The sequence below is a fragment of the Curtobacterium herbarum genome (genome assembly GCF_016907335.1).
GTDB classification, from domain to species: Bacteria; Actinomycetota; Actinomycetes; order Actinomycetales; family Microbacteriaceae; genus Curtobacterium; species Curtobacterium herbarum.
Window position 1 is genome coordinate 3,314,108 of sequence record NZ_JAFBBT010000001.1, and the last position, 23,565, is coordinate 3,337,672.

Consider the following 23,565-nt stretch of genomic DNA (forward strand, 5'->3'; position numbering starts at 1 on the left):
GCGGTCGGTCAGGAGGCTGTGGTCGCGGCCGGCGCGGGAGCGGCGGTGGGCGAGGTGGTTGCGGCGGGCGCGGGAGCGGCGGTGGGCGAGGTGGCTGCGTTCCGGGGGCTGCGGCGGGTCAGGGCGGCTGCGCCGCCGAACACGACCACCTCGCCCAGGGCCGCGATGCCGGCCCCGGCCGGTCCGGTCGGCCAGTGGCCGGTGAGGGCGAGCAGCGCCGGCACGAGGGCGGTCAGCGGACTCGCCAGCACGAGCGCCCAGCCGGTGTACGTGGTGATCGACGACCAGCCGAGGGCCAGGAGGACGAAGAACAGCGACCAGAGCACGGCCCAGCCCACCCACAGCACCGCGAGCACCGGGTCGTCCGCGACGTGCACCCCGGCGAACACCACCGCGGCGACGGCGACCAGGCCGCAGAACCAGCCGAGCCCCGCCGATCCCAGCCCCGCGAGCGCATCCACCCCGACGTACAGGTACGTCAGGCCGAACAGGAACGTCCCGGTGATCGCGAACAGCGCCGGGAGGGACCCGTCGGCCGAGATCGCGACGGCGGTGCAGAGCAGCAGCTGCAGTCCGCCGATGAGGACGTCGGCGACCCCGCTGTCACGTCCGGGGACGCGTCCGAGCAGGGTGAGGCCGTTGAGGAGCAGCGCGGCCGCGGAGAGGATCAAGCAGATGGAGGCCATGCCGAGACGGTGCCACGCAGCGTCGACGCGGTGGGGAAGATGACCGCGCCTTACGGATTGCTGCGCTCCGTGACGAACCGCCCGACGCCGGGACGTGCACGGCGCTGTGCGAAGATCGTCCGGTGCATGCCCCCCGACGACCCGTAGCCGTCGTCATCGCCGCCATGAGCGAAGAGGTCGCGGCGTTCACCGACCTGCTCGGTGGCGAGCCGGTCCTGGACGGGCCGACCGGCGGCCACGACGAGCACCACCTGCTCGACGTCGGTGGCTCCACGGTCGCCGTCCGCCGGAGCGGCATCGGCTTCACGAACGCCACCGCTGCCGTCGCCCACGCCTTCCACGACTTCGGGTCCGGCATCCCCGTCATCAGCGTCGGGACCGCCGGCGGACTCGCCCGGCACATCCAGCTCGGCGACGTCGTCATCGGCGACTGGTACGTCAACCTCAACGCCGACGCCACGGCCTTCGGCTACGCGCTCGGTCAGGTGCCGGGCATGCCCGCCGGGTTCACCGGGGACGCCGACCTGGTCCGCCTCGCCCAGGCCGTCCCGACCCCCGACGTGGTCCGGCTCGAGCCGATCGGCTCGAGTGAGGTCTTCGTGACCGAGGGCCGTGCCCGCGACCTCCGTCAGGCCTTCCCGACCGTCGCGGCGGTCGACATGGAGTCGGCGGCGATCGCCCAGTTCGCGCACGTGCACGCGATGCCGTTCGTGTCGGTCCGGGGCATCAGCGACCTGTGCGCGCCGGACGGGGACGAGTTCCGGCAGCACCTCGACGACGCTGCCGCTCGTGCTGCCCGGGTCGTGCACGGGCTCGTCGTGGGGTTGGCGACGAGGTCTGGTTCGCTGCCGGCTGCGTGAGTGGCGACGGCCGCTGCAGCTGGGCACGGGCGCGGTGTCAGGACGGGCGGGCCCACCGCCGGACCCGTTCCCGTCGGAGCCGGGGCTCGTGTGCCAGGGCCAGGACCACGCACGCCGCTCCTCCGCGTTCTGCTCCGCGCGGTCAGCGGGGTCGTGGGCGCCGTCACCCCGCGCGGGGAGCGGCGGGCACAGTCGGGAGGCGCACCAGCAGACCCACGACGATCGCACCGGCGATGCAGAGCGCGGCGTCGACCCCGATGGACGCCTGGATGCCCGGGAGCAGCGTCGCGCCGGCGGATGCGGTCACGATCGCGGAGAGCACCGGAGTGCCGAGTGTGATGCCGACCTGCTGGCTCATCGTGATCAGTCCCGTCGCGAGTCCCTGTTCGGCGAGGGGGACACCGGCCGTGGAGGTGACGGTGTACCCGACGATGGCGACGAGGTTGGCCGCGCCGCCGATGAACGTCACGACGAGCAGCGGGATCACCCACACGGAGCTGTCGCTGACGAACGCCAACGGCAGCGTCGCGGCCCCCTGGACGACGAACCCGATCACGATCGCGCGCTTCGCGTCCACACGCCCGATGACCCGAGGGCCGAGGAAGCCGCCCAGCACGGTGCCGACTCCGAGGAAGGCGAAGACCAGGCCGGCGATGACCGCGGTGAACCCGAGGATCTCCTGCAGGTACAGGGTCAGTGGGAAGACCAGTGCGGTCTCGGTGGCGAACGCCAGGAGGCCGGCGACGTTCCCCCAGGCGACGTTGCTCCGTCGCAGCAGTGCGGGCGAGACCAAGGGCTCCGCCACGCGGGACTCGATGACGATGAACACGGCGAAGAGGACGACAGCGGCGACGATCGGCCCCCACGCAGTCGGGGTGAACCATCCGGACTGCCCGGCGGTCGTGATGCCGAAGACGAGCGCGACGAGCGCGACGGTGACGACGACGGCACCCGGGAGGTCCAGCGTGGGACGGCGGGTGACGGCTCGGTCCGTGAGGACGAAGGGTGCGACGACGAGGACGAACACGGCGACGATGACGTTGATGAAGAACGCCCAGCGCCAGCTCACGAGTCCGGTCAGGACTCCGCCGAGCGCGGCACCGGTGGTGAACCCCGCTGCCATGAGCGCACCGCTGAGTCCGAGGACGCGCGCCCGGCCAGGACCTTCGGCGAACATCGTGGTCAGCAAGGCCAGGGCTGCCGGGGTGACCATCGCGGTGGCGATGCCCTGTCCGATCCGTGCACCGATGAGCACGGCTGGGGTCCCGGCGACACCGGCGACGAGGGATGCCACGCCGAGGACCACGATCCCGATGAGGAAGAGGCGCTTCCGTCCGAACAGGTCAGCGACTCGTCCGAAGAACAGGGTGGAGCCCGCCGCGCAGAGCGAGAACGCCGTGATGATCCACTGGAGGTCCGCGGTTGCGAACCCGAGATCGCGGCCGATGTGCGGCAGGGCGACGTTGAGGACCGAGAAGTCCACGGCGAGTGTGAAGTTGGCGGTGAGGAGGACGGCGACGGCGAATCGCTGTCGAGGGTTCGTGCGGACCGGCGCCGGTGGGGCATCGATGCGTTCATCGGCAGTCATGGATGCAGTCCTGTTCTGATGGCGGTGCCGGGTCGGTCAGTGTGTGTCGGCGCTGCGCCGAGACCGGTTCGTCGACGCCAGCGGCCGGGCGTCGAGTGCCGCCACAGCGGTGCGGACGGCGTCGAGCGCGGCACGTCGGGCTGCGTCATCGAGGTGGGCCGGGCCGAAGGTCACGATCGGTTCGAGCGCGTCGTAGCCGACGAACTCGAGGACCCCGCGATTGATCGGGAAGAGGAACTCGTCGACACCGCCGAACGCACCCTCGGACGTGAAGGCGGCAGCGGGGCCACCGGTCGTCGTCAGGAGGACCGCACGGCGACCGCGGAGCGCCGCGGTCTCGAACACGCCGGCGTCACCGCCGCTCACCGCCCCCATCGCGAAGACCCGGTCGAGCCAACCCTTCAGGATCGCCGGGACGGAGAACCACCACAGCGGGAAGGAGAGCACGAGCAGATCAGCGCGGAACACCGCGGCGAGGCTCTCCCGGACGTCCTCCGCGAGGGTGCCGGCGCGGAACGCGTCCCACTGTTCTCGCTGCGGCTTGAACGGACCGTCGACGGGGCCGAACTCGTCACGGTCGAGCACCGGCGCCCACCGTGCCGCGTACAGGTCGAGGTACTCGACGTCGTACCCGGTCGCTTCGAGCACGGTCACCGCAGCTCGTGCCTGTGCCGCGGAGAACGACGACGGTTCCGGGTGGGCGTGGACGACGAGTGCCGTACGGCGCGGTCCCTGATGCGTGCTCACGCACCCATCATATTGATGAATCGCGTTTTGTCGATACGTTCAGGCTCGCGCGAGATCCGACGGTGAAACGGCCTCGGCGACACGACGCAGCAGGGCTTCGTTGCGCCGGTAGTGCGTCCACTTCCCGATGCGCGTCGAGGTGACCAAGCCGGCCCGTTCGAGCGTGCCCATGTACGAGGAGATGGTCGACTGCGACAGCCCGGTGCGGTCCTGGATGTGACTCGCGCAGATGCCGACCTCGACGCGGTCGGCGATCGGGTCGTAGTCGGCGAACTGACCCTCGGGGTCGCGGAGCCACTCCATGATCTGCAACCGGGTCGGGTTTGCCAACGCCTTCAACGCATCGACGAGCTCGGCCCGGGACATGTCGGCTTCACCGTTCACCGCGTCACGACCCTTCAGTACCGTCACACCACTGTATGTCGATCTGTCTGGGACGGTGCGGCCACGACGCTCTCGGCTCAGGCGCCGTGACCCCGGTGGTGCCCGCGTCCCGCCGCGTCGGCGTTGACCAGGTGCAGTTCGTTGCCGTGGCGCTGCAGCACGGGCTTGTACCCGGCGGGCAGCCCGTCGACGCGGACCGTGCGGAAGCTCGTCCCCGTGGCGATGCGGTCGGCCCTGATCAGGACGACGTCGTTCGCCAGCGCCGCGCCCTTGGCGACGTGCACCTGCAGCGTCCCGCCGAACGACGCGGTGCCGGCGACGCGCAGGGCTTGCTGCCGACCCTCGACGCTCAGCGACAACGTGGCGTGCGAGCGCTGCGTCAGGTCGCCGCCGATGCGGACCGTCCTCGTGCTCGCGTCGGCGAGCGTCCCGGACGCGGTCGTCACCGATCCCTTGCCGAGGGCGGCAGCGGAGTCCGCGGTCAGCGTTCCCCCGCGGACGGTGGTGCCACCGGTGTAGCGGTTCGTGCCGGCGAGTGCGAGGGCGCCGGTGCCCCGCTTGGTCAACGACCCGGTTCCGCCGATGTCGTTGCGCCAGGTGTCTGCAGCATCCAGGCCCTTCTCGGCGGCGTCCATCGAGACCGTCACCGGGCTGTCGAACGCTCCGTAGCCCGAGGCTGCCGAGAAGAGGTCGAGTCGCCCCCACCCTTCCGCGTCGTCCAGGAGCGGGTAGCCCGACGGCAGTGCGGTCGTCCGGAGCACCTCCCGGATCTGGTCGTCACTGAGGTACGGCAGGCGGGTACGGAGGAGCGCTTCGGCGCCCTTCGGCACGGCGGCGGGGATCGCCTTCCCGCCGGACCGGGTGAACCCGTACGTCAACCGCTTGCGGTACTCCGCCTTGTCCGCCGCGTAGTCGGCGTCCGCAGCGACCGCGGTCGGGGTGCTGGCGGCGGCGAGCACCTTCTCCGCCTGCTGGTGGGCCTGCTGCTCGAGCTGCGTGTTGGCCGGGTCGTTCAGGACCGCTGCCGCCAGCGCGGTCGCGAGGACCCGCCCTCCCATGACGTCGAGGGGCGAGTGCATCCCCGCGACGATCCGGCTGTTGCCGATCTCCGACCCCTCGGTGAGGAGCTCGGTGTACTTCTGCGGGTACGCGTACGCGAAGGCCAGGGACGACAGGTAGCCGGCGTTGGTGTGCCCGCTGGGGAACCCGCCGTCGGTCGCCGGTGTCGGCGACTCTTCGGGGACGAGCTGCGGGAGGACCTGCACATCTCGGCTCTGCCGGTACGGCCGCGCGTACTGGTAGTACTTCTTCGCGTTGCTCGCCGACGAGTAGTCGCCGCGCAGCGTGTTCACCAGCTGCACGACGTCGCCGAGGTCCGAATCGGTGTCCGCCCACGCGCCGTTCGCGTTGCCCTGGTCGACGTACTGCTTCGTCGTGGCGTCCGCCGGGATCTCGTCTGGGATCGTGGTGCCGGCGTTCGTCGCGGTCTTCACCGCATCGGACAGGTCACCGAACCCCGCGATGGCCGAGTAGCTCTGGTTCCGTCGGTCGATCAGGTACGCCTCGTGCCCCTGCGCCTCCGTGCGGGTTCGCGTGGTCTTCGCTGCCTGTGCGATGTTCGAGTCCAGGATCCGCTGGGCTGCGGCGTCGACGGCGACCCCGTTGTCCCACGAGGATCCCGGGCGCCACAGGTTCCCGAACTGCGACAGCACCCCGATCGCGGCGTTCCCCTCCGGTGTGGTGGCAGCCGGGGTGTTCGTCTTGTAGGTGTCAACGAAGTACCCGTAGGCGCCGGGCTGCGGCGCGGTTCGGGATGGTGCCGCCGACGCTCCCGCGGGAGCGATCAAGGACACGGTGCACGCCACGGCCAGGACGCCCAGCACCGTACGGGCTCGACGTCTCGGGACAGCGATCAGGAACGGGCGCATGGGTACCTCTCCGCTCGGAGCGTGGTCACCCGGACCGGTGACACAGAGAGGAACGGTTGCGGAGGCTCGTGAACCCGGGGTGGCACACACGTGAACCGCAGCCGTACGCCCTACTCCGGGTCTCTCAGCCGAGACCCGCCCCGGGAAGCGGAAGAGCCCCAGACGCCCGTTCTCACGGGCATCTGGGGCTCTTCGTCCTGGCGGTACCGGTGGGATTTGAACCCACGGTGGAGTTGCCCCCACACATGTTTTCGAGACATGATCCTTCGGCCGCTCGGACACGGTACCGGGAAAGAGTTTACACGATCCGGGAGGCCCGCGGCGACACCCAGCACGCCTCCCCTCCACAGGCGCGCACGTCCGGCGCCTCGTCCCCAGAACGCCACGAGGGTGATCTCGATCCGAGGGTCCGCGCGTACCGTCTCCGGCATGAGAACGCGCACCCTCGTCGCCCTGCTGTCCTCCCTCGCCGGCGCCGCCGTCGTCAGCGGAGCAGCGGGCTTCGGCGCGCGGGCAGGGATCCGGGGCCAGCGGGCCGCGTCGCAGCGTGTGGTCGACATGCTCCCGGTGCACGCCGACTGGTGGCGCGAGCGGCTGCACCACGAGGGCCAGCTGACGTACGTGGCGATCGGCGACTCGGCGGCGCAGGGCGTCGGCGCGACCGCTCCTGGGCGCGGGTACGTGGGGCTGCTCGCTCGTCGGATCCGGCACCGCTCCCGGATGACCGTGCGGGTCGTGAACCTCAGCGTCTCCGGATCCACGACGTGGGGTGCGAAGAAGGACCAGCTGCCGAAGCTGCAGCACTTCACGCCCGACATCTGCACGGTGTCGATCGGGGCGAACGACATCGCCGACTTCCACCCGGACAAGTTCGAGCGGAACATCCGGGCGATCTACGGCGCGGTGCCGTCGCACGCCGTCGTCGCCGAACTGCCGTGCATGTTCGTGCCCGACCGCGAGCGCAAGGTCGCCGTCGCGAACGAGATCGTGCACCGGGTCGCCGGCGAACTCGGGCTGACCGTGGCTCCGCTGCACGAGATCACGAAGCGCGTCGGGATCCGCCGGACCTTCTTCAACACGTACGGCGACCTGTTCCACCCGAACGACCGCGGGTACGAGATCTGGGCGAGCGCGTTCGAGCCGGCGGTCGACAACCGCGTCGACACCGTCGCCGCGATCCGGCGGTACCTGTCGGCGCGCGAAGCCGAGGAGCTCGGTCGTCAGGCCGGCGACGTCGCCCACGCCCGGGCCGAGCAGGACACCGAGGGCGCCGCAGCGATCGACACGGCGAACCGCCCGAGCTCGCTCGACCGCCTGCGCCAGCGCGTCACCGGCTCACTCCCGTTGCCCGGCCGGACCGACGACGGCGAGCCGACCGATGTCGGCGGAGCGGCCTAACCTCGTCCCATGGCCCGCCCCCAGTCGTCCTACCGCTGCTCCGAGTGCGGTTGGACCAGCATCAAGTGGGTCGGCCGCTGCGGTGAGTGCCAGTCGTGGGGAACGGTGGAGGACGCCTCCGCTGCGACGGCGAGCACCCGTGGCACCGCGTCGATCGCCGTCACCGGCAACCGCATCGCCCGTCCGATCACCGAAGCCCGCAGTGGTTCGTTCCAGCGCTGGCAGACCGGCATCGGCGAGTTCGATCGCGTCCTCGGCGGCGGCATCGTCCCGGGCGCGGCCGTCCTGCTGAGCGGTGAGCCCGGGGTCGGCAAGTCCACCCTGTTGCTCGAGGTCGCCTCGCGTGCAGCCGCGATGGGCAAACGGGTCCTCTACGTCAGCGCCGAAGAATCGGTCGACCAGGTCCGGCTCCGCGCCGAGCGCACCGGGGCGATGCACGACGACCTGTACCTGGCGAGCGAGGTCGACCTCGGCGTGATCCTCGGGCAGATCGAGCAGGTGCAGCCGGACCTGCTCATCGCGGACTCCGTGCAGACCATCTCCTCGGCCTCGGTCGACGGCATCGCGGGCGGCACGTCCCAGGTGCGCGAGGTCGCCTCGACGCTGATCCGGGTCGCCAAGCAGGCGGCACTGCCGGTCCTCATCGTCGGACACGTCACGAAGGACGGCACGATCGCCGGCCCTCGACTGCTCGAGCACCTGGTCGACGTCGTCTGCCACTTCGAGGGTGACCGGCAGACCGCGCTCCGCTTCGTCCGGGCGTTGAAGAACCGCTTCGGCCCCACGGACGAGGTCGGCTGCTTCGACATGGCCGGCGACGGCATCCACGAGGTCCCGGACCCGAGCGGCCTGTTCATGTCCCGCAACGGTGCTCCGGTGTCGGGCACGTGCATCACCGTGGCGATGGAAGGGCGTCGGGCCCTGCCGGTGGAGATCCAGGCCCTGGTCGTCCCGAGCTCGGCGCCGCAACCGCGTCGGGTGGTGAACGGGGTCGACGCGTCGCGGGTGGCGATGCTCCTCGCGGTGCTGGAACGCCGCGCCGGCATCAAGCTGTCGGACGCCGACGTCTACGTGTCGACGGTCGGCGGCATGAAGCTCACCGAACCGGGCGCCGACCTGGCGATCGTGCTCGCCCTCGCCAGTGCCGCACGGGACCGCCCGTACCCGCACACCCTCGCCGCGATCGGGGAGATCAGCCTGGCGGGCGAGATCCGTGCGGCGACCGGAGCGAAGCAGCGCGCCAACGAAGCCGGACGTCTGGGGTTCACGACCGTCCTCGGCGCCGACGCCGAGCACCTGCGCGAGGCGCTGCGGGTCGCGTTCTCGATGACGCGGTCACCACGAGAGCGCGAGCTCGACGCGGCCTTCTGACGGCGGCACCGGTGTCCCGGAGAACCGGACACAGCCTCCAGGCCGGTCGTGCCGGCCGGTGACGGCCAGGCCGGTCAGCGCCGGCCAGGTCGGTCAGCGCCGGTCAGGTCGGTCAGAGCCGATCAGGTCGGTCAGGCGCGCAGCGCGGCCAACAGGTCCGCCGGCTCCGACTGCATGGTGTGCGGCCCGGCGATGTCGAAGAACACGCCCTCGAGCGAGTCCAGGTGCGCGGCCAGGAACTCCTCCAGCCGCGCGGCGTCGTACACCATCACCTGCCGGAGCTTCTCGCCCGGCACCATCGCGGTGTACGCGTCCGCCGACGAGAACAGCAGCAGGATGCGCTTGTCCGAGCCCTCACGGCCGAACACCCGGACCTGCATGTCCTTCTTCCCGGTGACGAGCCGCGGGACGATCACGATGTCGTTGCGCAGCGCATAGGCCACCGCAGCGACGTCCTGCTTCGCGAGGGCTTCCTCGAGCTGTTCGCTCCGGAAGCGCTGTTCCTTGTCTGCCATCGCACCTAGTCAAGCAGCACGCGCGTGCGCACGGGTCCGGTCAGGGGACGAGACGGGAGGAACGGGGCCGGGTCAGTGGACCCGGCCGGCCTGGACAGCGTGGGTGCGGATGCGCAGGTCGGCGGCGAACTGCGCGGTCTCCGGACCGAGCTCGTCGTCCGGCGCGGACTGCACCAGCACGCCGATCGCGGGGGCGAGGATGAAGCTCGACGTCGCCGCCATGCCGTAGTCGTCGACCGAGGGGACGTCGACGCGATCAGCGAGTCCGGACTGTGCCAGCGCCGTGGCGTAGTCGAGCACGGCGTACGCCGCCTCGTCGCTCGTCATGACCGAGGCGACCCCGTAGATGAGGTACTTCATGGCCCAGCCTTCCGTCGATGTGCGTGACGCTACGCCGCGGTCGCCGTGCCCGAGGCACGGGTCGTCCTGTAGACGCACTTCGCGACCGCACCTCCGAGCGATGTCCCAGACAACGTCGCCAGGGGCAAGCACGTGGGTGATCGGGGCGGTGTCGAGGGCCTGCCCGGGCTGGTTCGCCGTGTTCGCCATGCCGTCGGGACGGCCGTTCCGTGTTCCGCACGGTCCAGATCACGAACGCCGGAAGCAGGTCGGAAGGCATGTGGTGAGGCCGATCCACGCCCGGGAACGCGGGCGTGTCGGGTGTCGCCGAGGGGGTCGACACGGATTCGCCCTCGCGTCAGGTCCGATCTTCGCGTAGCATGACTGGTGGCGTGTGGGTGGACCACCTGCTGGGCGGTCTCGACCACCAGGCAGAACACCACCTGGCGCCGAGCACGGCGTGGCCAATCCTGCGTTGCGCGAAGGCCCTCGTGCTCGAGCACTGCGAACAGCACGAGGTCCCGTACACGAAGACTCCAATCTTCCGCACCTTCGGGATCATCGCCTGGTGTCACAACCGGGCCGATCTCGCCGCGTGCGACCTGTTCACCTGCCCGATGGTCAGTGCACTTCGATTGCACTGAACCTCTGATCTCCGTCGCCCCGCACGATGCCGGGTGCCGCACAAAGCTCGATGGCCATGCCGTCGAAACCCGCGGTGGTGGAATTCTCTCGCCGCGCACGTAAGAAAGTAAGGAACGCCGAAATGGCAACTGGGACTGTCAAGTGGTTCAACAACGAAAAGGGCTTCGGCTTCATTGCGCCGGACGACGGCAGCGCTGACGTCTTCGCCCACTTCTCCGCGATCGGTGGCAACGGCTACAAGTCGCTCGAGGAGAACCAGAAGGTCGAATTCGAGATCACCGAGGGCCGCAAGGGCCCGCAGGCGGAGAACATCACCGTCATCGGCTAACACCGGTCTTCGCGAGCGCCGGGTCTGAGGAGCAATCCTCGGACCCGGCGCTTCGTCGTTCCCGCCGCGTGACAGCCACCACCGAGGGCAGCGCACCCGACGGCAGCGCCGCGTGCCTTCAGTTCAGGACGCGCCGCGTGCCTTCAGTTCAGGACGAACTGCACCGACTCCGCCGACGTGATCTCCCCCACCGCGACCGACAGGTGGTAACTCGCGCCCCCGCCCGTCACCGAGGCGCGTGCGGCGTCGCACGTCGTCGCGGAGGACCGGGTGCGGTCCCAGGCGATGGCGGGCGTGGTGAGCTCCTGACCGGCCTTCAGCGTGACGTCCTGGTCGGTGCCGCCGGTCTGGCAGTCCTTCGACGACCAGTACTGCTCCTTGCCGGACGTGATGGTGAGCACCTGTTGCGCGGACCCGAGGTCCGTGTGGCACGAGTTCGTGCCGGTGTTCTTGATCGACATCGCGATCTTGGGGTCCTCGCCGGCGGCGTAGACGCTCTTGTCGACGACGGGCGTCAGCTCGATCTGGTCCGTGGCACACGCTGCGCCGTCCTTGCGGGCGGCTGCCGACGGGGTCGGGGAGCTCGACGGCGCGCCCGAGACGGAACTCGACGCGCCGGAGTCAGAACCAGAGCCGGCAGCGGCGCCGGCCGCCTCCGAGGATGCCCCGGCACCCGGCGTCGGACCGGCCGCGGGGGCCCCGTTGCCCCGGCCGACGACGATGAGCACGACGACGACCACGATGAGCAGGATCACCCCGAGCACCAGGGCTCGGCGGCGCCAGTAGGTCCCGGGACGCTCGGGGCCGACGGGATGGCGGAACGACGACATGCGCACAGGGTAGACACCGGCGCGGGACCGGTGGAGGTCCCTCGCCGGGCTGCCGGGCAACCCGTCAGAGGATCTTCAGCATGCGGGTGTTGCCGAGGGTGTTCGGCTTGACCCGAGCGAGGTCCAGGAACTCCGCGACCCCTTCGTCCGAGGACCGCACGAGTTCGGCGTAGACCTCGGGCGGGACGACGGTCTCCCCGATCTCCAGGTAGCCGTGCTTGGCGAAGAAGTCGACCTCGAACGTCAGGCAGAAGATCCGGGCGACACCGAGTTCGCGGGCGTCGTGCTCGAGCGCCTCGAGCATCCGGTGCCCGACACGCTTGTGGATCCAGTCCTGGTCGAGCGCCAGCGTGCGGACCTCGGCGATGTCGTCCCAGAAGACGGCCAGGGCACCGCAGCCGATCGGCACACCGTCGGGTCCCTCGGCGATCCGGAACTGCTGGATCGAGCCGTACAGGACGACGTTCTCCTTGCCGAGCAGGATCCGCCGGTCGACGTACGGCGCGATGAGGCGCTGGATGTGCGGCACGTCGGAGGCCAGTGCCGGGCGCACCAGGATCCCGTGGTCGTCCCGTTCGGAGAAGGCGTGCCGTCCGTGCTCAGTCATCCGCACCAGCCTACGTCGCAGCCGCCCCGGTCACACGACGTCACGGGGGACGTGCACCGGGGCGCTGCACAGGCGCACCCGCCTACCGTCCGAGACACACCAGCACGACGAGCAGGAGGAGCACCCATGCCCCAGATCATCGAGACCGTCGACGTCAGCGTCCCCGTCCGCGCCGCCTACGACCAGTGGACCCGCTTCGAGGAGTTCCCCACGTTCCTCGACGAGGTCGAGAAGATCGTCCAGGTCGACGACACCACGACCGACTGGACCGTGAAGGTCGCCGGTCAGGAGCGTTCGTTCCGCGCCCTCATCACCGAGCAGCACCCGGACGAGCGCGTCGCGTGGACCGTCAAGGACGGCGACACCGAGCACGCCGGTGTGGTCACCTTCCACAAGCTCGCCGACGCGGAGACCCGTGTGACCGTGCAGATCGACTGGGAGCCCTCCGGCTTCCTCGAGAAGCTCGGCTCCGTGGTCGGCGTCGGCGGCCACGCCGTCAAGAAGGACCTCCAGAACTACAAGGAGCGCGTCGAAGCGGCCCCCACGGCCGACGGCTGGCGCGGCGACGTCCAGGCCTGAACCGCCTGACCACGCACAGACGGGAGGCCCGGTACCAGCTGGTACCGGGCCTCCCGTCTGTGCGTGGTGACGACTCTTCCCACACAGGGCCACCGTGCGGGGTTCCATCCACACCCTTGCGGCCACTCCGGACGTGGCCGCTTCTCTCGCTCCATGCTTGCTCGGAGATCGAAACAGGAGGAGAGGCACGTTGGGATATTCACAACCCGCGGATACGATTGGCGCCATGTCGGAGATCGCGGATCGGATTCGCAGCCTGATCAGGTCGGAGCAGGGTCTCACACAGAAGTCCTTGGCACTGGCGGTCGGTATGAAGCCGGACGCGCTCTCCCGTGCACTCAGCGGAGAGCGGGGTCTCTCCATCGATGAGTTGTTCGCCATCGCCGGCCACTTCAGGGTCTCGGTCCACGAGCTCGCAACCGGCCAGAGCGACCCACACGAGGTCGCTGTCGCTGCGCGCCACGGGTTCGACAACGACACGAAGGCCTACACGAACCCCGCGTGGGACTCGTCGAAGCCGGTGTTGGAGGACATCGCGCTGGCATACCGTCAGGCGGCTGACTCCGCTCGTACTTCTGCTCCGAAGGACATCGGAGAGCTTCCCGCGAGCGCACTCCGCACGAGCCTCGTGACCACGAACGGCCCGGATTTCGTCCGAAGGTTCGCAGATGCGATCGAGCGCTCGTTCGACATCGACGTCGTCCGCGTCGGCGGCCTCACGAACAGCTACTCCATGCGCGTCGGCGAACGGGTGGTCGTCGTGACGAGTGACACGAGCAACTGGTTCTACCAGAACTGGTCCCTGGCGCACGAACTCGGACACATCGCGAGCGGGACGATGCGCCCGCTCGATGACGACCACCGTCCCGTCGGGCGCCACGAGGCCGGGGCGAACAAGTTCGCCGCCGACCTGCTCCTCCCGCGGGAAGTGGTCACGTCAGTCGACTGGCGGAGCGCCGACCGTGACGTGCTCGGGAGGTTCTTGTGGAGCACGGGCGTCTCCACCAAGTCACTCGCCAATCGCCTCGCCTCGCTGGCTGTTCCCGTGTCGGCCGACGTGGAACGAGCGCTGACCGAGACGACACAACGGGTCGTCTCGCAGTCGACCATCTTCTCCGGTGTCAGCAGCGCCGAACTCGTTGCAGCACGTTCGCAGGACTCGGCCGCCCGGAGGTTTCCTCCGCACCTCATCGCGGCGCATCGAGAACTCGTCGAGCGAGGTGTCCTCCACGCCAAGACGCTCGCCTGGATGCTCGGCAACGACGAGATCGAGATCGAACGAGAGAGCTCGGCCACGGCGTTCGGCGTCTCGGATGACGAGCTCCAGGCCTTCTTGGGCCTGATGGGTCGATGAACCGTGACGAGGCTGTTCTTCGGACAACACGGTGCTGATCAACTTCGCGCTCCTCGATCGCATGGCCTTGCTCGGGTACCTCGCGAACGGCTGTGCCGCGTGGACGGCAGCGATCGAGCGGGAGTGCCGCGCCAGCGCTGACGCCCTCGACAACGATCAGCTCCGTGGTGCAGCGGCGATCTTCGGGTCCCCCGTGCGGATGCGCGACCCGCGTACCGTCCGGGAAGCCCTCACACTGCTCGAACAGATGCGTGAGCCGCTCGACCCCGCCGACAAACACCGTGGAGAGGCAGAGACCATCGCGCTGATCGCCGTCGAGCACGCCGGGAGCCTCTTCGTCACCGACGATGCAGATGCACGGACCCGTGCCCAGGAGCGAGGGATCCGGTCGGTCTCCACGTGCCAGCTGCTCCGACTCGCCATCCGTGTCGGCGCGTTGACGGCGCACGACGCCTAGGCATCCGTCTGCGAGCTACGACGGCGTGGGCGGACACTGCACGACTCCCCACACGAAGAGTCGACCTACATGCAGTGGTGTCGCGCCGCCTGACCACGCACAGACGGGAGGCCCGGTACCAGCTGGTACCGGGCCTCCCGTCTGTGGTGTGGCTGGCTGACTAGCCCTCGATCTCGCCGGTGGGCGCCTCGGGCGCCTTCTCGAGCGAGGGAGCGCCGGCGAGGACCTCTTCGCGGCCCGGCTGACGCCCGGTCTCGAAGGTGAACGCGCCGTCCACGAAGTCGACCTTCACGTGGTCGCCCGCGGTGAGCTCACCCTGCAGGATGTGCTCGGACAGCTGGTCCTCGACCTCGTGCTGCATCGCGCGGCGCAGCGGTCGAGCACCGAGGGACGGGTCGAACCCGACCTTGATGAGCTGCTCCTTGGCCGGCAGCGACAGCTCGACGGTCATGTCGCGGTCGAGCAGACGGTCCGCCAGACGCTTCACGAACAGGTCCACGATCTGCAGCAGCTCGGGCTGCGACAGCTGCGGGAACACGATCGTGTCGTCGACGCGGTTCAGGAACTCGGGCTTGAAGTGCTTCTTCAGCTCCTCGTTCACCTTGCCGCGCATGCGGTCGTAGCCGACGGACGAGTTGCCCTCGACCTGGAAGCCGACGGGACCACCGGCGATGCCCTGCGAACCGAGGTTCGTGGTCATGATGATGACGGTGTTCTTGAAGTCGACCACGCGGCCCTGACCATCGGTCAGTCGACCCTCTTCGAGGACCTGCAGCAGCGAGTTGAAGATGTCCGGGTGGGCCTTCTCGATCTCGTCGAACAGGACCACGGAGAACGGCTTGCGGCGCACCTTCTCGGTGAGCTGGCCGCCCTCCTCGAACCCGACGAACCCGGGAGGGGCACCGAACAGCCGCGAGACGGTGTGCTTCTCGCCGAACTCCGACATGTCGAGGGAGATCAGTGCGCCCTCGTCGTCGAACAGGAACTCCGCGAGCGCCTTGGCGAGCTCGGTCTTGCCGACGCCCGTGGGGCCGGCGAAGATGAACGAGCCCGAGGGGCGGTTCGGGTCCTTCAGGCCGGCACGGGTGCGACGGATGGTCTTGGACAGGGCCGAGATGGCCTCCTCCTGACCGATGACGCGCTGGTGCAGGGCCTTCTCCATGAAGACGAGACGCGAGGTCTCCTCTTCGGTGAGCTTGAACACCGGGATGCCCGTCGCCTGCGCCAGGACCTCGGCGATGATGCCCTCGTCGACGGTGCCGGACGCGGCGACGTCACCGGCACGCCACTGCTTCTCGAGGCGGAGTCGCTCGCCGAGGAGCTTCTTCTCCTCGTCGCGCAGGCTCGCGGCCTTCTCGAAGTCCTGCTCCTCGATGGCGGCTTCCTTCGACCCGCGAACGGTCGAGATCTTCTCGTCGAACTCGCGGAGCTCCGGCGGCGCGGACAGGATCGACAGACGCAGGCGCGCGCCGGCCTCGTCGATCAGGTCGATGGCCTTGTCCGGCAGGAAGCGGTCCTGCACGTAGCGGTCCGCCAGGTTCGCAGCGGAGACGATCGCCCCGTCGGTGATGGACACCTTGTGGAACGCCTCGTACTTGTCGCGGAGGCCCTTGAGGATGTTGATGGTGTGGGGCAGCGACGGCTCGTTGACCTGCACCGACTGGAAGCGACGCTCGAGTGCTGCGTCCTTCTCGAAGTGCTTGCGGTACTCGTCGAGCGTGGTGGCACCGATGGTCTGGAGCTCACCACGGGCCAGGAGCGGCTTGAGGATCGAGGCCGCGTCGATCGCGCCCTCGGCAGCGCCCGCACCGACGAGCGTGTGGATCTCGTCGATGAAGACGATGATGTCGCCGCGGGTGCGGATCTCCTTCGTGACCTTCTTCAGGCGCTCCTCGAAGTCACCGCGGTAGCGGGACCCGGCGATGAGCGACCCGAGGTCGAGGGAGTACAGCTGCTTGTCCTTGAGCGTCTCGGGCACGTCGCCCTTGACGATCGCCTGGGCGAGGCCCTCGACGACGGCGGTCTTGCCGACGCCGGGCTCACCGATCAGGACGGGGTTGTTCTTGGAGCGGCGGGAGAGGATCTGCATGACCCGCTCCATCTCCTTCTCGCGCCCGATGACGGGGTCGAGCTTGCCGTCGCGCGCCGCCTGGGTGAGGTTCCGACCGAACTGGTCGAGGACCTGCGAACCCTGCTGCGCGTTCTGCTGCTGCTCGCCGCCGACGGCGACCGCTTCCTTGCCCTGGTAGCCGGACAGGAGCTGGATGACCTGCTGGCGGACCCGATTGAGGTCGGCGCCGAGCTTCACGAGGACCTGGGCTGCGACACCCTCGCCCTCGCGGATGAGGCCGAGCAGGATGTGCTCGGTCCCGATGTAGTTGTGGCCGAGCTGCAGCGCTTCGCGCAGGGACAGCTCGAGGACCTTCTTGGCGCGCGGCGTGAACGGGATGTGCCCGGTCGGCTGCTGCTGGCCCTGCCCGATGATGTCCTGCACCTGCTCGCGGACGGCATCGAGGGAGATACCGAGCGACTCCAGCGCCTTGGCGGCGACGCCCTCGCCCTCGTGGATGAGGCCGAGGAGGATGTGCTCCGTACCGATGTAGTTGTGGTTGAGCATCTTCGCTTCTTCTTGAGCGAGGACGACAACACGACGGGCCCGGTCGGTGAATCTCTCGAACATGTGCTCTCCCTTGGCCCCGAACGAACCGGGGCCGACAGCCGGACTCGTGTGAGTCCGGTCACGTACTCCGAGACTAACCAGCGCTCCCCGTCAGGGCTGCCCCTGTTCGCCGTGGGCGTGACCCTGTTGCGTGCGTTGCGCGCCACGGCCTGGAGGCGCCTCCCGGCTCCCGTGGACCCGGTACCGCCGACACTCCATCCGTCGCGCATCGAGGGGCCACCGGTACGATCCGGTGCATGGAGCAGCCCGTCGTCGGCCTCGTCGTCCACCCGTCGAAGAACGTGCAGGAGTCCGTCGAGGTCCTGGACCGTTGGAACGCGTCCGGCGCCGGCCGTCTGGTCGCCCGGCGGATCGACGCAGCACGCCTGGGCAGCGCGATCGATGCCGTGGACGACGACGAGTTCACCGACACCGTCGACCTGGTCGTGGCACTGGGCGGCGACGGCACGATGCTCGGCGCGATGCGGCTCGTCGCCCGCCGACCGGTGCCGGTGCTCGGCGTGAACTACGGCAACGTCGGGTTCCTGGTCGAGATCGAGCCGCCCGAGCTCGAGTCCGCCCTGGAACGACTCTCGGCCGGCGAGTACCAGCTCGAACCGCACCACGCGCTGGAGGCCCGGCTGTCGTGGGGTGGGTCGCGAACGGACTACCTGGCGTTCAACGACATCACGATCGTCCGACGCCCGGGTGCCGGCCAGGTCTCCGCGGACCTCAGCGTCGGCGGGCTCGGGTACGGCTACTACCGCGCCGACGCCATCGTCGCCTCGACCCCGGCCGGTTCCACCGCGTACAACTACGCCGCCGGCGGTCCGGTCCTCTCCCCCGCGCTCTCCGGCTCGGTCGTGACCCCGGTCGCCCCGATGGCCGGGATCGACCGGTCCGTGGTGCTGGCCGCACGGGAGCGCTACCGCTTCGACATCGCCGAGGGCACCCGCAGTGCGGCGCTGGAGGTCGACGGACTCGTCGTCGGCGAGGTCGCCACCGGTGCGCTGCTCGAGGTCCGGCTCCGGAAGGACGCCGGCAGCGTGGTCCGGCTCGACGCCGAACGGCACGGCCGCACCGGGCGGCTCAAGCTCGGCCTCCTGGACCTGCCGCTCCGCCCGGACCAGCTCATCGAGCTGATCCCGCACGACCTGCGGCAGAAGCTGCACCGCGAGACGGAGGACTGACGCGATCCGCGCCTCCCGGCCAGGCAGGAGAGGCGGCCTGGCAGGAGAGGCGGCCGGCCAGGAGGCGCGTGACACGACGAAGGCCCGCCCGGTTCGCACCGGGCGGGCCTTCACGTGTGACCTACTCGGTCAGGTACAGCTGCATGTCCTGCGAGACCGCCTTGGCGAACAGGCGGAGCTTCGCACGCGACTCGACGCGGCTGACCGCCTGGCGCGTGGTGTGCACGATCTTCGAGATCTCGTCCAGCGTCATCGGCTTGTCGTCGTCCAGGCCGTAGCGCATGCGGATCACGTTGGCCTCGTCGCTCGGCAGCTCGGCGACGATGGAGCGGATGTCGCGGTGCAGCAGGGTCGTCTCGGTGAGCTCGTTGGGGCTCGCGGCGTCCTCGTCCTCGATGAAGTCACCGAGTTCGCTGTCGTCGGAGTCGCCCACGACCGTGTGGATCGAGACCGGCTCGTGCGAGCGGCCCTTGAGGTCGACGAGTTCCTCGACGCTCATGCTCAGCTCGGCGGCCACTTCCTCCGGCATCGGCGCGCGGCCGAGGTCGACGGTGAGGTCACGCTCGGTGCGCGAGATCTTGTTGATCAGCTCGACGGTGTGCACCGGGATGCGGATCGTGCGTGCCTTGTCGGCGAGACCACGGGAGATCGCCTGGCGGATCCACCAGGTGGCGTAGGTGGAGAACTTGTAGCCCTGGGTGAAGTCGAACTTCTCGACCGCACGGACCAGACCGAGGTTGCCCTCCTGGATGACGTCCATGAACGGCAGACCGCGCTGGGAGTAGCGCTTGGCGATGCTCACGACCAGACGGAGGTTCGAGGTGATCATGCGCTCCTTGGCCCGCTCACCGTCGCGGACCAGCCAGCGGAGTTCGCGCTCGAGCGACTTGTCGAGGCCCGACTCGGTGTGGAGCTTCTCCTCGGCGAACAGCCCCACCTCGATGCGGCGGGCGATGTCGGCTTCTTCCTCGGCGGTCAGCAGGGCGAGACGACCGATGTGCCGGAGGTAGTCACCGACCTGGTCGACGGACGCACCGCGGACACCGGCGAGCTGCTCGTCGGCCTCGACCTCGGCGACGGCGTCGAGCGTGGTGGCCTCGGCGGAGGTGGTCTTGGGCGCTGCCTTCTTGGGGCGGCGCGAGGTGGTGCTGGGTGCGGCCGTTGCGATCGCCATGGTGACTCTCCCTGCCTGTGACGGTGTTGTCCTTCGTGGGCTGAGACCGAGTTTGGCGGGCCGGAGGTGTACCCCACAAACCACCACGATCGATTCTCAGGCTTCTCCGTGCTTCGTCATCGGGGGACATCGGGACGGGGTACAGCTCGTTCCGTCCGTCAACGCTCTCGATCCGCGCAGTGCCGCCGATCGGCCGGGAATCACACCGGTGTGACTCGTGCTCCGGACCGAGGGGGACACGTGTACCCCGGGGTGCAACGCGTTCCGGACAACGGAAAAGGGGTACGTCGCACCGGACTCAGTGGTCCGGCTGACGTACCCCGAAGGAGTACCTGGGAGGGGGTGCTGACCCCGCTGTCACCAGGAGGGTTCGAGCCACCCGTCGCGGTGCTTCGACACCTCGAGGTCCGGGTCGCGGTCGAACTCGTCGTACTCGCTCTCGATGTCACCGACGAGGCTGCGGGACGCGGTGGGGTGCAGGATGGACATGCCGACGATGCTCACACCGTCGGGCGTCGGCGGGGTGAACACGGGCTGTCGGCTCGGTGTCGGCCCCGCCCGCGACGGCGGCGGCTCGGCGACGTCAGCGCGACCGCCGTGCGCCCTCAGGCCGGCGGGTGCAGCACCGCGAACGACGGGGTGCGGTCGCGTTCGATGTGCGAGTAGGCCAGCGCCTCCGCCATCCGTTCGTCACCCCGGGCGATCGCGGCGGCGAGCTCGACGTGGTCGTGGAAGGCGTCGTGCACGTCGAGGGCACTGGTCAGGTAGAACAGCCACTGCACCCGGCCGGAGACGGAGCGCATCGAGGCCTGCAGCAGGCTGTTGCCGGTCATCGCGACGATCGCCTCGTGGAACCGGGTGCTCGCCTCGGCGATGCGGTACGGGTCGCCGTCCTCGACGACGCTCTGCGACCAGGCGAGTGCCGCCTCCAGCTCGTCCGTCGCGACCCCACGACCGACCGCACGGGCGGCGTGCCCGGCGGCGCCGACCTCGAGCACCTCGCGCAGGTCGAACAGCTCGTGGATGAGCCGGGAGGTCCAGGTCGACACCACGGCGCCGCGGCGCGGTGTGCTCGTCACGAAGCCCTCGACCTCGAGCATCGGGACGGCTTCCCGCAGCGGGACGCGGGAGACCGCGAGCTCCTCGGCGATGCGGGTCTCGGCGAGCTTGTGCCCCTGGGGGTACTCGCCGCGGATGATCGCTTCGCGGAGGCGCGCGTGGATCTGCCGCGGGAGCGACAGTGCGGGCTCGGTGGTGGTCATCGGGTCAACCTTCGCAGACTTGGGCGGCGTTCCACCGGGCTTCGCGGGGACCGGACGGGGAACCGGGGTCGTCCCCCGGTGCCCCGTCCGTCACTTCTGCAGTCCGAGCTTGCTGAAGTCGAGCTCGTTGGCGCCGATGTTGTGCGCCGCCGCGACACCCGTCAGCCACTTCTGCGAGACGACCCAGTCCTTGTTGTAGGACAGGTTGTAGTAGCAGCCGGTCGCGGCGTACTGCTGCGCGGCCTTGCCGTAGAGCGACTCGTCACCCGTCTGCAGCGCCTGGTCCAGGGTCTTGTCGACCGCGGGCACGTCACAGCCGAAGTAGTTGATGCCGCCGGACCTGTCCCAGAACACGTGGCCCCACATGTACGGGGAGCCGCCGTCCGGACCGTTGTTGCCGTCGAAGAAGGCGTCCGGTCCGCTCGTCGGGTCGTTGATCCACCCGAACACCTGCGAGGTCGGGTACGACTTCGCGGTGGCCTTGATGCCGAGGCCCTGCAGCGCCGCCGGCTGGATGTTCGCCATCTGCTGCGCGTTGGTGTTGCCGCTGGCGTAGCCGATCGTCATCGTGGTGCCGGCCGGCAGGCCCTTGGCGTAGGCCTTCATCGCGGCGGGCTCGTACCTGGTCTTCTGCTCGTCCGAGCCGTCGGCGAGCATGCCCTTGGCGTACAGGGTGGTCGCCGGCTCGGAGCGGCTGCCGAGGACCTGCCGCACCATCTTCTTCTGGTCGATGCTCTGCAGGAAGGCGATCCGGGCCTCCTTCGTGGCGAAGAACGACTTCGTCGGGTTCACCGTGACGAGCGCGGACTGCAGCGTCGGCAGCATCGCGCTCGAGAACTGCTTGCTGTCCTCGTACTTCGACAGGCTCGACGACGGCAGCGCCGCGACGATGGTCGACACGTCACCACGGTCGAACGCGAGCTGCAGCGCGGACACGTCCGAGTAGATCGGCAGCTTCACGGTGGTGAACGGCGACTTGGTGCCCCAGTAGCCGTCGTAGCGCTTCATGGTCCACGAGCTGCCCGGGTCGGCGGCGCTGATCTCGTAGGGGCCGGTGCCGACGTCATGGGTCTGCAGGTAGGTCTGCGCGTCGTCGGAGCCGGCGTGTGCACGGAGCGCGGTCGGCGACTCCATCTTCGGTCCGAACGGCGACGCCAGGTAGTCGAGGAACGCCGAGTTCGGGCTCTTCAGGGTGACGACCGCGGTCTGCGCGTCCGGGGTCGCGACGCTCTTGACCCCCTCCACCATGTAGGCCGCGCCGCCCTTGACGGCGATCCGGCGGTCGAACGCCGTCTGCACCGCCGCCGAGGTGAACGGGGTGCCGTCGTGGAACGTGACGCCCTTCCGCAGGTGGAACGTGTACTCGGTGTTGTCGTCGCTGACCTGCCACGAGGTCGCGAGCCGCGGCGCGATCTGCACCTTGTCGGTGTCGTTCGCGTACTGCACGAGCCCCTCGTACGCGTTGAGCACGATCGCCAGGCCGTTGTTCGCGTAGTAGATGTCGGGGTCCGGCGGCTGACCGATGTCGCCGAGCAGGCCGACCGTCAGCGTGCCGTCGGTCGGGGCGGCGTGCGGGGCCGCGGCACCGGCCCCGGAGCAGGCGGTGAGGACGAGCAACGGCACGGCGGCCGCGGCGACCAGGGCGGCGCGGGTCCGGCGCCGGAGGGTGGTGAGCTGCACGGGGATCTCCTTCAGGGCGGTGGGGCACAGGTGGAGCGGGTGAGGGGGGAGGGTCAGGTGAGACGAGGGTCGGCGGCGGTCTGCAGGACGTCGGCGACGGTGTTCACCACGACGTAGACGGCGCCGAGCACGAGCGTCACCGCGGCGATCGCCGGGTAGTCCGACGTCGGGATGCTGTTCGCCAGGTAGCTGCCCATGCCGGGCCAGCTGAAGACCTGCTCGACGACGACGTCGCCGGCGAACATGAAACCGAGCTGCAGGCCGGACATCGCCAGGGCGGGCCCGACGGCGTTCCGGACGACGTGCCGCGCCAGGATCGCCTCCTCGCCCAGGCCCTTCGACCGGGCGGTCCGGACGTGGTCGGCGACGAGCGTGGTCTCGAGCCCGGAGCGCAGGATCCGGCCGATCGCCAGCGCGGGGGCGATCGCGAGCACGGTGGCCGGCAGGACCAGGTGCGACAGCTCGGACCCGACTCCGCCGTCGCCCTGCCCGGAGGCGGGCAGCCACCCGAGCTGCGCGTAGAACAGGATGATCCCGCCGAGGGCGAGCAGGAACGGCGGCGCGGTCGCCCCGACGAGCAGCACACCGCGGTACACGCCGGAGAACGGCCAGCGCAGGGCACCCGACGCGGCGAACAGCCCGGCGAGCACGAGGGCGATCGCGAACGCCGCGAGCACGAGCTGCACGGTGGCGGGCACCGCGGACGCCAGGTCGGTGGCGACCGGGCGGTGCGTCCGGAACGAGGTCCCGAAGTCCCCGTGCAGGGCACCCCCGACGAAGCGCAGGAACTGCACGGGCAGCGGGTCGTCGAGCCCGAGCCGCTGCCGTTCGGCGTCGACGGCGGACCGGGACGCGTTGGCGCCGAGCGCGGCCCGGGCGGGGTCGCCGGGCGAGACCTGCTGGAGCAGGAACACCACGACGCTGAGGACGAGCAGCACGACGACGAGCGAGCCGATGCGGCGGAGGACGTACGAGACCACGGCG

Annotated in this window: 24 protein-coding genes and 1 tRNA gene; 9 read left to right on the forward strand and 16 right to left on the reverse strand. The window is 69.7% G+C overall.

Features of this window, described 5'->3' with window-relative positions:
• Window positions 1-8: 8 nt before the first annotated feature.
• Entirely contained in the window at window positions 9-686 is a 678-nt protein-coding gene (locus JOD51_RS15800; protein WP_204610174.1) for an AmiS/UreI family transporter, read from the reverse strand.
• 122 nt (window positions 687-808) lie between these two features.
• On the opposite strand from JOD51_RS15800, the gene mtnN reads away from it, so the two are divergent.
• Window positions 809-1,546, forward strand: coding sequence for a 5'-methylthioadenosine/S-adenosylhomocysteine nucleosidase (gene mtnN, locus JOD51_RS15805; protein WP_259558438.1), 738 nt, complete (start codon window positions 809-811; stop codon window positions 1,544-1,546).
• Window positions 1,547-1,709: 163 nt separating this feature from the next.
• Here mtnN and JOD51_RS15810 read toward each other — a convergent pair whose 3' ends face one another.
• The 5 genes from JOD51_RS15810 to JOD51_RS15830 form a co-directional block, all read right to left on the reverse strand.
• A complete protein-coding gene (locus JOD51_RS15810; protein ID WP_204610190.1) occupies window positions 1,710-3,134 on the reverse strand; it encodes an MFS transporter in 1,425 nt (474 codons plus the stop codon).
• Window positions 3,135-3,170: 36 nt separating this feature from the next.
• Window positions 3,171-3,881, reverse strand: a complete 711-nt coding sequence (locus tag JOD51_RS15815) for an NAD(P)H-dependent oxidoreductase (RefSeq protein ID WP_204610192.1) — start codon at window positions 3,879-3,881, stop codon at window positions 3,171-3,173.
• Window positions 3,882-3,920: 39 nt separating this feature from the next.
• A complete protein-coding gene (locus JOD51_RS15820; protein ID WP_259558426.1) occupies window positions 3,921-4,292 on the reverse strand; it encodes an ArsR/SmtB family transcription factor in 372 nt (123 codons plus the stop codon).
• Between the two features lie 50 nt (window positions 4,293-4,342).
• Window positions 4,343-6,118 (reverse strand): acid phosphatase, encoded by a 1,776-nt coding sequence (locus JOD51_RS17430; RefSeq protein ID WP_307839499.1) that lies wholly within the window; start codon window positions 6,116-6,118, stop codon window positions 4,343-4,345.
• 273 nt (window positions 6,119-6,391) lie between these two features.
• Window positions 6,392-6,481: transfer RNA gene (locus tag JOD51_RS15830), tRNA-Ser, on the reverse strand.
• 141 nt (window positions 6,482-6,622) lie between these two features.
• Here JOD51_RS15830 and JOD51_RS15835 point away from each other — a divergent pair.
• A complete protein-coding gene (locus tag JOD51_RS15835) occupies window positions 6,623-7,591 on the forward strand; it encodes an SGNH/GDSL hydrolase family protein (protein WP_239539898.1) in 969 nt (322 codons plus the stop codon).
• Between the two features lie 9 nt (window positions 7,592-7,600).
• Window positions 7,601-8,962, forward strand: coding sequence for a DNA repair protein RadA (gene radA, locus JOD51_RS15840; protein ID WP_204610204.1), 1,362 nt, complete (start codon window positions 7,601-7,603; stop codon window positions 8,960-8,962).
• Between the two features lie 131 nt (window positions 8,963-9,093).
• Here radA and JOD51_RS15845 read toward each other — a convergent pair whose 3' ends face one another.
• Both JOD51_RS15845 and JOD51_RS15850 read right to left on the reverse strand, forming a co-directional pair.
• Complete coding sequence (locus JOD51_RS15845; RefSeq protein ID WP_111075220.1) at window positions 9,094-9,477, reverse strand: SseB family protein; 384 nt, start codon at window positions 9,475-9,477, stop codon at window positions 9,094-9,096.
• A 72-nt stretch (window positions 9,478-9,549) separates the two neighbouring features.
• Entirely contained in the window at window positions 9,550-9,837 is a 288-nt protein-coding gene (locus tag JOD51_RS15850) for a hypothetical protein (RefSeq protein WP_111194875.1), read from the reverse strand.
• Between the two features lie 293 nt (window positions 9,838-10,130).
• Between JOD51_RS15850 and JOD51_RS15855 the strand changes: the two genes are divergently transcribed.
• Together JOD51_RS15855 and cspE are read left to right on the forward strand one after the other, a co-directional pair.
• Window positions 10,131-10,460, forward strand: coding sequence for a fatty acid desaturase (locus JOD51_RS15855; protein ID WP_259558421.1), 330 nt, complete (start codon window positions 10,131-10,133; stop codon window positions 10,458-10,460).
• Window positions 10,461-10,582: 122 nt separating this feature from the next.
• Window positions 10,583-10,789, forward strand: coding sequence for a transcription antiterminator/RNA stability regulator CspE (gene cspE / locus JOD51_RS15860; protein ID WP_065963953.1), 207 nt, complete (start codon window positions 10,583-10,585; stop codon window positions 10,787-10,789).
• Window positions 10,790-10,932: 143 nt separating this feature from the next.
• Here the strand turns inward: cspE and JOD51_RS15865 are convergent, their stop codons facing one another.
• A complete protein-coding gene (locus JOD51_RS15865; protein ID WP_204610208.1) occupies window positions 10,933-11,619 on the reverse strand; it encodes a hypothetical protein in 687 nt (228 codons plus the stop codon).
• Between the two features lie 64 nt (window positions 11,620-11,683).
• A complete protein-coding gene (locus JOD51_RS15870; protein ID WP_181421642.1) occupies window positions 11,684-12,226 on the reverse strand; it encodes an amino-acid N-acetyltransferase in 543 nt (180 codons plus the stop codon).
• A 126-nt stretch (window positions 12,227-12,352) separates the two neighbouring features.
• Between JOD51_RS15870 and JOD51_RS15875 the strand changes: the two genes are divergently transcribed.
• The 3 genes from JOD51_RS15875 to JOD51_RS15885 all read left to right on the forward strand — a co-directional run bounded on the left by JOD51_RS15875 (window position 12,353) and on the right by JOD51_RS15885 (window position 14,616).
• A complete protein-coding gene (locus JOD51_RS15875) occupies window positions 12,353-12,805 on the forward strand; it encodes an SRPBCC family protein (RefSeq protein ID WP_204610210.1) in 453 nt (150 codons plus the stop codon).
• Window positions 12,806-13,031: 226 nt separating this feature from the next.
• The gene (locus JOD51_RS15880) at window positions 13,032-14,159 is read left to right on the forward strand and encodes a helix-turn-helix domain-containing protein (RefSeq protein WP_204610212.1); all 1,128 of its coding nucleotides are present in this window, start codon (window positions 13,032-13,034) and stop codon (window positions 14,157-14,159) included.
• A gap of 31 nt (window positions 14,160-14,190) precedes the next feature.
• Window positions 14,191-14,616: a PIN domain-containing protein gene (locus tag JOD51_RS15885; RefSeq protein WP_204610214.1), complete on the forward strand. Its 426-nt coding sequence runs from the start codon at window positions 14,191-14,193 to the stop codon at window positions 14,614-14,616.
• Window positions 14,617-14,776: 160 nt separating this feature from the next.
• Here the strand turns inward: JOD51_RS15885 and JOD51_RS15890 are convergent, their stop codons facing one another.
• The gene (locus JOD51_RS15890) at window positions 14,777-17,296 is read right to left on the reverse strand and encodes an ATP-dependent Clp protease ATP-binding subunit (protein WP_204610215.1); all 2,520 of its coding nucleotides are present in this window, start codon (window positions 17,294-17,296) and stop codon (window positions 14,777-14,779) included.
• A 236-nt stretch (window positions 17,297-17,532) separates the two neighbouring features.
• Here JOD51_RS15890 and JOD51_RS15895 point away from each other — a divergent pair, with 236 nt between their 5' ends.
• Window positions 17,533-18,465, forward strand: coding sequence for an NAD(+)/NADH kinase (locus JOD51_RS15895; RefSeq protein ID WP_204610217.1), 933 nt, complete (start codon window positions 17,533-17,535; stop codon window positions 18,463-18,465).
• 121 nt (window positions 18,466-18,586) lie between these two features.
• Here the strand turns inward: JOD51_RS15895 and JOD51_RS15900 are convergent, their stop codons facing one another.
• The 5 genes from JOD51_RS15900 to JOD51_RS17620 all read right to left on the reverse strand — a co-directional run bounded on the left by JOD51_RS15900 (window position 18,587) and on the right by JOD51_RS17620 (window position 23,561).
• Complete coding sequence (locus JOD51_RS15900; RefSeq protein ID WP_204610219.1) at window positions 18,587-19,639, reverse strand: sigma-70 family RNA polymerase sigma factor; 1,053 nt, start codon at window positions 19,637-19,639, stop codon at window positions 18,587-18,589.
• A gap of 357 nt (window positions 19,640-19,996) precedes the next feature.
• On the reverse strand, window positions 19,997-20,128 hold the full coding sequence (locus JOD51_RS17435; RefSeq protein WP_259558415.1) for a hypothetical protein: 132 nt from the start codon (window positions 20,126-20,128) through the stop codon (window positions 19,997-19,999).
• Between the two features lie 116 nt (window positions 20,129-20,244).
• Window positions 20,245-20,901: a GntR family transcriptional regulator gene (locus JOD51_RS15905; protein ID WP_204610221.1), complete on the reverse strand. Its 657-nt coding sequence runs from the start codon at window positions 20,899-20,901 to the stop codon at window positions 20,245-20,247.
• Between the two features lie 90 nt (window positions 20,902-20,991).
• Complete coding sequence (locus JOD51_RS15910; RefSeq protein ID WP_204610223.1) at window positions 20,992-22,581, reverse strand: ABC transporter substrate-binding protein; 1,590 nt, start codon at window positions 22,579-22,581, stop codon at window positions 20,992-20,994.
• 53 nt (window positions 22,582-22,634) lie between these two features.
• The gene (locus JOD51_RS17620; protein WP_204610225.1) at window positions 22,635-23,561 is read right to left on the reverse strand and encodes an ABC transporter permease; all 927 of its coding nucleotides are present in this window, start codon (window positions 23,559-23,561) and stop codon (window positions 22,635-22,637) included.
• Window positions 23,562-23,565: the final 4 nt, after the last annotated feature.